The organism is Providencia sp. Je.9.19, assembly GCF_051129765.1.
Lineage (GTDB): Bacteria > Pseudomonadota > Gammaproteobacteria > Enterobacterales > Enterobacteriaceae > Providencia.
The window spans coordinates 1453845-1465646 of the sequence record NZ_JBCPSS010000001.1; the positions used below are offsets into that span (position 1 = coordinate 1453845).

General features: G+C 43.8%; 14 protein-coding genes. 12 read left to right on the forward strand and 2 right to left on the reverse strand.

The annotated features are described in order from the left end of the window. Positions 1-20: 20 nt before the first annotated feature. Both AAZR93_RS06690 and frmR read right to left on the reverse strand, forming a co-directional pair. Complete coding sequence (locus AAZR93_RS06690) at positions 21-1133, reverse strand: S-(hydroxymethyl)glutathione dehydrogenase/class III alcohol dehydrogenase (RefSeq protein WP_294110429.1); 1113 nt, start codon at positions 1131-1133, stop codon at positions 21-23. Between the two features lie 18 nt (positions 1134-1151). Then, the gene (frmR, locus tag AAZR93_RS06695) at positions 1152-1424 is read right to left on the reverse strand and encodes a formaldehyde-responsive transcriptional repressor FrmR (protein ID WP_294110427.1); all 273 of its coding nucleotides are present in this window, start codon (positions 1422-1424) and stop codon (positions 1152-1154) included. A gap of 420 nt (positions 1425-1844) precedes the next feature. Here frmR and AAZR93_RS06700 point away from each other — a divergent pair, with 420 nt between their 5' ends. From AAZR93_RS06700 to AAZR93_RS06755, 12 genes are all read left to right on the forward strand, one after another. Then, on the forward strand, positions 1845-2159 hold the full coding sequence (locus AAZR93_RS06700) for a Rieske (2Fe-2S) protein (RefSeq protein ID WP_294110424.1): 315 nt from the start codon (positions 1845-1847) through the stop codon (positions 2157-2159). A 2-nt stretch (positions 2160-2161) separates the two neighbouring features. Then, the gene (locus tag AAZR93_RS06705) at positions 2162-2470 is read left to right on the forward strand and encodes a recombinase-like helix-turn-helix domain-containing protein (RefSeq protein WP_294110422.1); all 309 of its coding nucleotides are present in this window, start codon (positions 2162-2164) and stop codon (positions 2468-2470) included. Positions 2471-2532: 62 nt separating this feature from the next. Then, the gene (locus AAZR93_RS06710; protein ID WP_336431035.1) at positions 2533-3573 is read left to right on the forward strand and encodes an aromatic ring-hydroxylating dioxygenase subunit alpha; all 1041 of its coding nucleotides are present in this window, start codon (positions 2533-2535) and stop codon (positions 3571-3573) included. After that, entirely contained in the window at positions 3566-4339 is a 774-nt protein-coding gene (locus AAZR93_RS06715) for an SDR family oxidoreductase (protein WP_434719316.1), read from the forward strand. Before AAZR93_RS06710 ends, AAZR93_RS06715 begins: the two co-directional genes overlap by 8 nt. A 48-nt stretch (positions 4340-4387) precedes the next feature. Next, a complete protein-coding gene (locus AAZR93_RS06720; RefSeq protein WP_294110414.1) occupies positions 4388-5164 on the forward strand; it encodes an IclR family transcriptional regulator in 777 nt (258 codons plus the stop codon). A 111-nt stretch (positions 5165-5275) separates the two neighbouring features. Further along, a complete protein-coding gene (locus tag AAZR93_RS06725) occupies positions 5276-6202 on the forward strand; it encodes a VOC family protein (protein WP_434719317.1) in 927 nt (308 codons plus the stop codon). A gap of 3 nt (positions 6203-6205) precedes the next feature. Then, positions 6206-7420 carry an NAD(P)/FAD-dependent oxidoreductase gene (locus AAZR93_RS06730; protein WP_434719318.1) on the forward strand — a complete coding sequence of 405 codons (1215 nt, stop codon included), beginning with the start codon at positions 6206-6208 and terminating at the stop codon, positions 7418-7420. Positions 7421-7474: 54 nt separating this feature from the next. After that, a complete protein-coding gene (locus AAZR93_RS06735; RefSeq protein WP_434719647.1) occupies positions 7475-8728 on the forward strand; it encodes an MFS transporter in 1254 nt (417 codons plus the stop codon). Positions 8729-8758: 30 nt separating this feature from the next. Next, a complete protein-coding gene (locus AAZR93_RS06740) occupies positions 8759-9277 on the forward strand; it encodes a cupin domain-containing protein (protein WP_294110680.1) in 519 nt (172 codons plus the stop codon). 15 nt (positions 9278-9292) lie between these two features. Further along, positions 9293-10192, forward strand: a complete 900-nt coding sequence (locus AAZR93_RS06745; protein ID WP_434719648.1) for an alpha/beta fold hydrolase — start codon at positions 9293-9295, stop codon at positions 10190-10192. Next, complete coding sequence (locus AAZR93_RS06750) at positions 10189-10983, forward strand: SDR family oxidoreductase (RefSeq protein ID WP_434719319.1); 795 nt, start codon at positions 10189-10191, stop codon at positions 10981-10983. Before AAZR93_RS06745 ends, AAZR93_RS06750 begins: the two co-directional genes overlap by 4 nt. Before the next feature lie 11 nt (positions 10984-10994). After that, entirely contained in the window at positions 10995-11789 is a 795-nt protein-coding gene (locus AAZR93_RS06755) for an aspartate dehydrogenase (protein ID WP_434719320.1), read from the forward strand. Positions 11790-11802 lie beyond the last annotated feature (13 nt).

An 11802-nucleotide genomic window follows, 5' to 3' on the forward strand; every position in this document is an offset into this window, starting at 1 on the left:
GCCTATGTGCCTAATGAAAACTATTTATAATGAATAACGGTACGAATCGACTTACCTTCATGCATTAAATCAAATGCTTCATTAATGTTATCAAGTGGCATGGTATGTGTCACGAATGGGGCTAATTCAATGTCACCTTTCATGGCATCTTCTACCATCGCAGGTAATTGACTGCGGCCTTTTACGCCTCCGAATGCTGTGCCGCGCCAAGAACGACCTGTGACTAATTGGAATGGACGAGTTGAAATTTCTTGTCCTGCGCCTGCGACACCGATAATAATGGATTGGCCCCAACCACGATGTGCGCTTTCTAATGCCGCTCGCATTACATTGACGTTACCAATACACTCAAAGGTGTGATCAACGCCCCACTCAGTCATTTCCACCAGCACTTGTTGAATTGGCTTATCAAAATCTTTTGGATTCAAACAATCCGTCGCCCCAAACTGGCGGGCTAATTCAAATTTAGCCGGATTCGTATCGATGGCAAAAACACGTCCCGCTTTAGCTTGTCTCGCCCCTTGAATAACCGCAAGACCAATACCACCCAGGCCAAATACAGCAACAGAATCACCCGCTTGAACTTTAGCCGTATTATGCACCGCACCAATACCGGTTGTAACACCGCAACCTAACAAACATACTTCTTCATGATTTGCTTCAGGATTGATTTTTGCCAGTGAAACCTCAGCAACAACGGTATATTCACTAAACGTGGAGCATCCCATATAGTGATAAACTGGCTCACCATTATAGGAAAAACGTGTTGTACCATCTGGCATCACACCTTTGCCCTGTGTTGCGCGAACGGATACACAGAGATTAGTTTTACCTGATTCACAAAATACACATTTTCCGCATTCTGCGGTATACAGAGGGATCACATGGTCACCAACACTCACACTGGTAACGCCTTCGCCCACTTCAACCACAACACCTGCGCCTTCATGGCCAAGCACCACCGGAAACAAACCTTCGGGATCATCACCTGACAAAGTAAATGCGTCGGTATGACAAACACCGGTATGACTAATTTTAACTAATACTTCGCCCGCTTTCGGCGGCATCACATCAATCTCAACAATTTTCAGTGGTTGACCCGGTCCAAATGCAACTGCTGCACGTGATTTCATGTTTATTCCTTTTGATATTTAACGCAGGTATGTGCGAATAAGTGAGATGGCATCATCTACAGAATCTTTTTGAATTTGCGTATCAGCGGAGGCTTGCAACCCTTCACGCAGGTGACTTTCTAAAACCCCTGCCATCAAGCCATTAACCGCACCGCGTATCGCCGCTATCTGTTGCAGTACCGCCGAGCACTCAACTTCATCCTCTAATGCAGTCTCTAGGGCAGATAATTGTCCCTTTAATTTTCTGACACGAGTCAGTACCGCTTTTTTCTCTTTGGGTGAATGTGGCATCGTAAAGCCCTCTCACATATACATAGGGGGAGTATAGTATTGATAATACAAACTGTACAGAAAATAGGATAAAAAACAGTTCACTGCGCTGTCATTCGAGATGAAATTCATTTTTTATTTTCTAATCAATAAATTAAATTAAAATTTTAAACTCATATAACTTAATTAATCAGTATAAAAAATCAGTAATCATGCTTAATCAGATTCCATTGTCCAATATCCAGTAAAAAACCATAAAGTTTCTGATATGAAACTAAACATCCTCATAAGCACGACGCACACCACATTTTGACACAAATTAATCACATAAAAATAACATTTGATTGACGAGTAATCACCCTAGCAATTAGTCTGGTTTTAAATAATAAACAAAGTTTTACATATGAAACAAAATAGTTATCAGGGTAAATGGAGGAAGAGATGAGCTGGATTACCGTTTGTGATGTATCACAAGTACAAGAAGAATTTCCCTACTCCGCCAAGATCCACGGTACCGAAATCGGTATTTTCTTAGTTGAGAACCAATATTATGCCATGGAAGATATTTGTCCCCACGCATATGCCTTACTCAGCCAAGGATTTGTGGAAGATGGAAAAGTTGAATGCCCACTGCATGAAGCCATTTTTGATATCAAAACAGGAAAATGTTTACGAGAGCCTGGCGGGCGCGACCTTAAAACTTATCAAACACGCGTTCACGAAAATCAAATCGAAATCAGTTTAATTGAGGAATAGCAATGGAACCGATACAAAACATCAACCCTTACTTACCCGCAAATCATCAAATTATTCCCGCCCGCGAAGGGGGTAAAGGTAGCATTCAATCTCCTGGTACTGCGCCCAATATTGTTTGGCAAACCCGTTCAAGAGTTCCGGATGAATATGAAACCAGCCTAATTGCCGCCTTAGAAACCTTATTTGCATCAGGAATTGAATCACTCTCAGATATTGTTAATGCCCTGAATCAACAGCTCCTTGTTGACCGCCAAGGTCAGTCATGGAGTGAAAGTAGTTTTCGCGAGTTTCTACAAGTCAACGGGTATTAATTCTCTGCTATTTCATAGCGATTATAACTTGAATAATACCGCCGATAACAGGAAGCAGATCAATGACAACAAATACACAACTTCATAGCGCTCAGGATTACTTAGATGTTGGACTACGAGGGCAATGGTACCCCGTATTATCAAGCTGGGAAGTCAATAGCAATCCCATTGGGATCACGCGTCTAGAAGAGCAAATTGTGCTATGGCGTGATGATAAAGGCCAAATCCATGCTCTAGAGGATAGATGTCCCCACCGTGGTGCTAGATTATCAATGGGCTGGAACCTCGGTGAACGTATTGCCTGTTGGTACCATGGTGTTGAAGTGGGTGGTGATGGCGTTGTTAAAGATGTTCCGGCGGTAAATCAATGCCCGCTTGAAGGCCAAAAGTGCTTAAAAACCTATCCCGTTAAAGAACTTAATAGTGCTATTTTTCTTTATTTTGCGATAACCGAAAATGAAACGCCGCCAGAGCTTGAATTCCCCGAGGAGTTGGCTGACCACGAAAATCACAGTCATTTTTTGTGTACTGCCACATGGAATTGTAACTATCAATATGCATTAGAAAATGTCATGGACCCAATGCATGGCACCTACTTGCATTCATCATCTCACTCAATGGCAGATGGTGATAAGCAATCAGAAATGATCTTAGTCCCTACCCAACATGGCTTTATCTTTCGTAAAAATGACCAAATTGGTGTCAATTTCGATTGGGTTGAATTTGCAAGTACCGGTGCTAACTGGATGCGCTTATCGATTCCCTATCAAAAACGTTTTGGACCCGGTGGTCATTTCTGGATTATTGGTATGGTCGTCCCTGAGGATAGATTCAACACCCGCGTATTCTTCTGGCGTATCCGTAAAGTTAAAGATTGGCAACGTGATTTATGGCGATTCATGTACCGCAATCGCTTAGAAGGCTTGCATTGGGATGTTTTAGAACAAGACCGCATCATCTTAGAAAACATGGCTCCAAATGCACGCGGACAAGAGTTCTTATATCAACATGATGTGGGGTTATCACGCCTACGCCGAATTATGCAACGAGAAGCAAAAAAACAATTTGACCTGATTTATGGCAAGGAAACGTCAAATGCATGATTTATTAGCCGCAAAACGTATTGTGATTACTGGCGCCGCAAGAGGACTCGGTTTTAGCTTTGCACAAGCGGCGGCTAGGCAAGGTGCGAATGTGATTTTATGCGATATTTTAAGTGACCGATTGCAAGAGAGTGTCGAATTGCTGTGCCGTGAAGGGCTAAATGCCGAAGGGTTAACATTCGATATTGCCAATCCTGATGCAATTAATCAGGCCTTTGACACTATTGGAAAAAAGGGTTCGATTGATGGACTAATCAACAATGCCGCTTTAGCAACTGGCGTCGGTGGAAAATCATTAGATGAGTACGATTTAACGCTGTGGGATAAGGTGATGACAGTCAATGTGCGAGGTACTTGGTTAGTCACAAAAGCTGCGCTGCCATTATTAAAACAGTGTGCATCAAAACAAGGTTCATCAACCGCTAAGATCGTAAATATTGCCTCTGATACCGCATTATGGGGAGCCCCAAAACTGATGGCTTACGTCGCCAGTAAAGGTGCCATTATCAGTATGACACGTTCAATGGCGCGTGAACTTGGTGTACATCGAATCTGTGTTAATGCCATCGCTCCGGGATTAACCAAAGTAGAGGCTACTGAATATGTTCCTGTAGAGCGCCACCAGCTCTATGAAAATGGGCGAGCTTTACAAGGTGAACAAATGCCTGATGACGTAACGGGAACCGCCTTATATTTATTATCACCGATGTCTGATTTTGTCACAGGGCAATTAATTCCTGTCAATGGCGGCTTTATTTTTAACTAAAAACAAAATCGCACCAAGCAAAACCGCTTTGGCGGGGAGATTAAGACGATGAGTTCAACATGTAAATATTTAGTTCCAGGTTTGGAAAAAGGTTTACAACTGCTACTTCTCCTCGCGAAGCAGCACCGCGAGCTGACTTTTGCAGAAATTCTTCGTTTAATCGATATGCCAAAAGCGACTGCATATCGGGCAATTCAGACCTTAGTACATTTAGATTTTATTGAACAGCATCCACGAACGGGAGCATTTTCCCTAGGTCGTAAGGTACTTAGTCTCGGATTGGGTTATATCGCTTCACTCGATTTAACCCAGCTAGGCCAACCCATTATTGAACAGCTGCGCGACCGCAGCCAGTGCAATAGCCATTTAGTCATACGCGATGGGCGAGACATTATTTACATTGCCAGAGTCAGCGGCGCAGAATCAAAAATTAACCATGTGAGTGTTGGAACTCGGTTAGCAGCGCACCGAACATCTCTCGGTCGTATGTTATTAACCAGTTTAAGTCGTACTGAGTTTGACTTGCTCTATCCCGATGAGGAATTACCTGATGATGCGGGCAGTAAACAGGTGTTTTGGAACATGATCCAAGCAGACAAATTACGCGGTTATGTGCTTGGCGAATCATTTTATCGTCGAGGTATTTCCTCGATTGTTTATCCTGTTTACAACCAAACCAATGAAGTTGAAGCCGTTATCAGCATTATGGTGCCAATGGATAGCATCCCAGCTCAGGAACGTCAGCGTTTACAAAATGAAGTTAGCAGTGCAGCACAAAAACTTACGGAGTTTATTGGCGGCATAAGACCCGCCAAAGCCGTTTAGCTTCCACCTTATTATCGACAACAAAATTTTAGGTTTATTGCCATAAGCCTCGGCCTCTGTTTGCTCAAAATGCGCATCTGGCAATAACACTACTCTATAGAGGGCTATACTATGTCAGTGATTGGAATAGAAAAAATGGAATTCGGGGTTGAAGACGTTGCTGCCTGTACTCGATTCTTTAAAGACTTTGGTCTGCACGCTTGCGCTGATAATCCAACTTATTTTACGACATTATCAGGTGCAGGGATCAACGTTTCGCCCCTTGCTGATAATACCCTTCCAGCGCCTTTTGAATCAGGTTCAACCCTACGCCGAATCACATGGGGGGTAGAAAATACGGCTTCACTCGCTGAAATTATCACGCAAATAGCACAGTGTGATGGTTTCCGATTAACCGAAAATGGTGCCGAATGCCGCGACCCTAATGGCATGACTGTGGCATTTTGTGTTAGCCAACAAAAACCGGTTTCACTCGATATTTCCCCAATTAACCAATGGGGTGATATACGCCGCATAGATGCCCCGAGTCCTGTTTATGAAAAAGCGACTCCCATTAATATTGGTCATGTGGTGTTTTTTGTCGATGATCTGCCCGCGACTGAGGCATTTTACTGCCAAAAATTAGGATTTCAGGTTTCCGACCGTTATATCGATCGGGCTGTATTTTTGCGGGCACAAATCAATGGCTGCCACCATAACTTATTCTTACTCAAACTCCCCCATCGTGGTCGCGGTCTAAATCATGTGGCATTTACAGTCAGAGATATTCATGAGGTCATCGGGGGTGGTTTAGCAATGAACCGCCATCAATGGAGCACCTTTATTGGCCCCGGCCGTCATCCTATTTCATCTGCCTATTTTTGGTATGTAAATAGTCCAACGGGCGGTGCTTTTGAATACTACACCAATGATGACTACCTCACTGAAAAATGGCAGCCGCGGGAACTGGAACACTCTTTAGTGTCATTTACCGAATGGGCAGTTGAAGGTGGTCTCGATTATGACACTCGTCGCCAAGTCAAACCCAATAAGGAGTAGACCATGGACGCAATTATCCAAGGCGGTATTGTGATTATTGGTGGAGGGCAAGCCGGAGGCTGGGCAGCGAAAACACTCAGAGATGAGGGCTACCAAGGCACACTGTCTGTTATCAGCGATGAGATCCATGATTTCTATGAAAGGCCGCCTTTATCAAAGGCAGCATTAACCCAAGATACTTTAGCGCTTTCACGCCTATTCAGTGAAGCCGATACCGATGCACTCAATTTGCAATGGTTTCGCCCTGTCCGCGCGACTCGAATTGATAGTAATCAAAAACAAATCCAGCTCAGTGATGGACGCCAACTGGCTTTTGATAAACTATTGATAGCCACAGGTGGACGACCTCGTTATCTCTCAAAAGCATGGCAAATACACCCACAGGTTTTTGCACTTCGTTCTTGGGATGATGCGCAGCAGCTACGCACAGCGCTACTTTCAGCTCAAAAAATCGCAATCATCGGGGGCGGCTGGATTGGTTTAGAAGTTGCCGCTTCCGCACGAAAAATGGGGCTAGATGTGACGATTTTCGAACGTCAATCACGTCTATGTGAGCGCAGTGTACCCCAAAATGTGTCCGATGCTTTAGCGCAACGTCATCGACAAGCCGGTGTGCATGTCATCACGGATTGCGGCGATATTTACCTTGATGAAACGACATCTGCACTCAACATTGGTTGTCAAAAACAACCTACGCAATCTTTTGACCTTGCCGTCATGGGCATTGGTGTCGAGCTCAATTTAGAGTTAGCCGCACAAGCCGGGCTTACTCTCACTCAAGGTATTGTCGTCAATGGCCATGGGCAAACATCCCACGCTGATATCTATGCGGCAGGCGATGTAGCATGCCATCCAACACTTTCGTTGTGTTTACAGTCTTGGGCCTATGCCCAAAACCAAGCTATTGCGACAGCAAAAGCCATGCTAAATAGCCAAAGCGAAAAATTTAACGAACCAGCTTGGCTTTGGTCTGATCAATATCAGGACAACATCCAAATTCTCGGTATTCCCACAGGGCAAGCTTTACAACATATTCAGCGCCATACTTCGACTTCTGAAATCCATTTTTCACTCAATGAAATCAATGAATTGGTGCAGATGGTTGCATTTAACGATGCACGTGCGATCAAACTCGGTAAACGTTGGATACAAAACAATCGCAGGTTAGACCCGTCAGAGCTTGCTGACCCAGCCTTTTCATTAATGTCGCTGAAATAGTGTATAGCTAAGAGAGATAATATGGCAAATCAAGGTATTACTGTACACACCAAGATACCAGAACAAACCAGCGTCCAAGCGACAGTCCAAAATGACGCTCAAGAAAAAGTGAATTGGTTGATCCCGATAGCCTTGTTTTCTTGCGTATTGCTGGCTTTTTTCGACAAGATTAGTATTGCGGCACTATTTTCTGATGAGAAATTTCAACAAGCCCTTGGCATTGATTTCGACCCCACTCGTCTTGGCCTATTAATGAGCGCATTTTTATTCGCTTATGGCGTTTCATCAATGTTATTGAGTGGTATTGGCGATCGTTTTCATCCCACTAAAATGCTACTTTTCATGGTCAGTAGCTGGTGTATCTTGATGATTCTCATGGGCTTCACACACCATTATGGCACTATGATTTTCTTACGTGTTTTGCTCGGGATTGCTGAGGGGCCGTTGCTCGCTATTTCATATGCCATCGTGCGCCGTACATTCCCACAAAGAATGCAGGCTCGAGCAACCATGCTTTGGCTTTTAGGTACCCCATTAGGCGCCGCGCTGGGTTTTCCTATCGCACTATATCTTTTACAAAATTTTGGTTGGCAAAGTACGTTCTTTGTCATGGCAGCCTTTACGGTTCCAGTTTGGTGGTTAGTGATTATAGGTATCCGTCACCCAAATCTAGCTAAAAAAGTAGCTCCGATTGGTAACAAAGCCCTGACAGCGAATATCATTGAAGCAAAAACGCAGCGAAACATCTTACTGCGCAATTCACACTTTTGGATTATCTGTCTATTTAACATCGCCTTTCTTGTCTATCTGTGGGGAATGAACGGCTGGTTGCCGAGTTATTTAATCAAAGGTAAATCGATTGATTTATCGCACGCAGGGATCCTATCTTCCCTTCCCTTTATCGCAATGTTGTTTGGTGAAGTAATTGGTGCTTGGTTATCAGACCGTTATGACCGCCGTGCACTGGTTTGTTTCATATCCTTACTCGGCGCAATTATCGGACTTTCTGGCGTGTTATTTCTCACGGAAACCTACAGCATCATCATGATGATGGCATTTAGCATGTTTATGTGGGGAGCCGGCGCACCAAATATTTTCGCACTACTCGCCAAAGCAACGCAAAAACAAGTCAGTGCACTGGCTGGTGGTATTTTCAATGGGCTAGGAAACTTGGCTGGCGCAGCGGCTCCGCTCTTAATGGGTATGCTTATCGCCTTCACTGGAAATATGGATAACGGACTTTTATTTATCGTAATTATAGGTTTGGTTGGCAGTTTCTTATTACTGCCGCTACTCAAAAAATACTGATTAATCTGTGTCTTATCAGGAGAGAACACTATGTCACAACTTTCGAACCAAGTTAAACCTCAAGATATTTCAATGGCGCAATGGATTGAGTCTCGCGTGGCACGCTTTGAAGGGCGCAAATACGATTGGAATGCACTGAAGTTTCAAGCGGATTTTGATCCTAAATACCGTCGTGCACAAATGCGCTATATCGGAACAGGGGCAACAGGAGTCGCCAACGACACCAATACCGTACCCGCTGAAAATTTCACTTTTTCGACCATGGTGCTTCCGGCGAAATGTGAAGGACCGCTGCATTTACACCCCGATGTTGAAGAAGTTTTTTTCATGCTCAAAGGCACCATCACCTTATTTATTAAAGATGGTGATGAAGAGTTTGAAACGGTACTAAAAGAACGCGATCTCATTTCTGTTCCCGCTGGAATTTACCGTGGTTTATTTAATCATGGGGAAGAAGAAGCATTAATGTGCGTCATGATTGGTACACAAAAACCCGCTATTCCGACGTATCCAGAAGATCATCCTTTATCAAAAGTTAAGCGCGGATAATAGGAGAAATCAATGATGAGACTGCCAATTGACAAGCTCCCCAACTTACAATTTGCTGAATTTGGCCAATATCGTCTTAATTGGCGTGAATCTGGTGACGGCTTTCCTATCGTCCTGCTCCATGGTATCAGCTCAGGTTCGACTTCATGGATATGTCAGTTCGCAGACTCATCACTGACAGATAACTATCATTTATTTGCATGGGATGCGCCGGGCTATTTAGACAGCGATCCCCTTGCAACCCAGACACCTGTTGCACTTGATTATGCTGATGCGCTAACGGATTTTTTAAATGATTTAGGATTACAACAAGTCATTTTAGTTGGGCACTCTTTAGGGGCATTAATGGCTTGTGCCTTTGCTTCTCTGCATCCACAAAGAGTTAGAGGATTATTATTGGCGAACCCTGCACAAGGATATGCCACTAAAAGCCCAGAAGAACGTCATCGTGTTTATGATAAGCGCCGTGAAATTGTCTGTGATTCAGGTATTGAAGCTTATGCACAAAATCGTGCAGCCACATTACTTTCCCCTTCGGCATCCGCTGAAAAGATTGAATGGGTAAAACGTAATATGCAAAAACTCAATCCAGAAGGATTTTTAGCCGCTGCGTGGATGTTGGCTCATGACGATATCAGCCTTTATTTAAACGCTTATCAAGGCCCTGTCGAGATGATTGTTGGCTTAGATGACACCATTACACCACCAGCACAAGTTCAGCAATTATCAACCGATAAACAATGCCCATTAAAAGTGATAAAGCAAGCAGGACATGCCAGCTACCTTGATGCACCGATAGAATTTAATCTCTATTTAAAGCAATTTTCAGATGCCTTGGAATGTACTGACTCACCCAAAAATCGTTTTCCAAAAGACAGTTCACAAAATAAAGCTTCACAAAGGAAAGTGCCATGAATTTACAGTTACATGATCGTGTTGCTGTTGTGACGGGGGGAAGCTCCGGTATTGGTTTTGCGACAGTCAAATTATTACTCGATGAAGGTTGTAAAGTCGCCTTTTGCGGTCGCTCTCAAGATAAATTGCAACAAGCCCTCGACACATTGCAAAAAACTTATTCTCAAGAAAAGTTTATGGCGGTTAATTGTGATGTGCTAGATAAAACACAAACTTTGGCATTTGCTGAACAAGTTAAACAACAGTATGGACAAGTAGATTTACTGATTAATAACGCCGGACAAGGCTATGTGGCGAGCTTTGCCGATACGCCAGAAGAAGCGTGGTTACAGGAAGCACAGCTCAAACTTTTTGGCGTTATTAATCCCGTTAATGCATTTTTACCGTTACTCGAACAATCGAATATTGCCTCAATCACCTGTGTTAATTCGCTCTTGGCCTTACAACCGGAGCCTCATATGGTCGCTACATCTGCGGCACGGGCGGCATTACTCAATATGACACTTAATCTATCAAAAACCTTGCTACCTAAAGGTATTCGAGTGAATTCAATTTTACTGGGGATGGTAGAGTCCGATCAATGGCATCGCCGGTTTGAAAATCGCAATGATAAAACAAGCGATTGGGCGAGCTGGATTGGCGATATTGCCAAAAAACGCGGTATTCCTATGCAACGTTTAGGCAAACCTGAAGAACCAGCTCGTGCACTGGTTTTTTTAGCATCACCGATGGCTTCTTTTACATCAGGCGCTGCATTGGATGTTTCAGGTGGTTTTAGTCACCATATTTAAAGGATTTTATGATGAAAACATTGATGCTTATTGGGTATGGTGCGATGGCCAATGAAGTGATTGACCGCTTACCCAATGGAATTGTACTTCGCTGGATTGTTGCTCGCCCTAGCCATCACGATGACATTATGACTCGTTTTCATGGCCAAGTAATACCGATCAACGACCTCGCGACAGTGACCGAAAAACCCGATTTAGTTTTAGAATGCGCGAGTCATCAAGCGATTAAACAATATGCTCCCATCGCGCTTAAACGAGGTTGGACAATAGCCATCATTTCAACGGGTGCCCTTGCTGATGCCATATTCGCTCGCGAGTTAAGTGATCTTGCTCGCCAACATCATGGTCAGTTAATTCCACTCAGCGGCGCCATTGCAGGGTTAGATGGTCTTCGCGCAGCAAAAGAAGCCAATATTACACAAATTACCTATCAATCACGAAAAAGTCCCGCAAGCTGGCGTAATGGCCCTGCCGAGCAATATATCGACCTTAATCAAGTATCAGAACCAACCGTATTTTTTAGCGGAACGGCGCGAGAAGCGGCGCTCAATTTCCCAGCCAATGCCAATGTCGCCGCAACCGTCGCACTGTATGGGATAGGTATGGATGCAACAAAAGTTCAGCTAATGGTTGACCCTACAACACAACAAAATACCCATCGAATCGAAGTCGTCGGTGACTTTGGTCGTTTCTGTATTGAGCTTAATGGTCAACCGTTAGCCTCGAATCCTAAAACATCTTTATTGTCAGCCTTAAGTGCGGTCGAAATGTGTCGCCGAGTTGCTGAACACAATGCCATTATCTGACAGGAGCAGCACA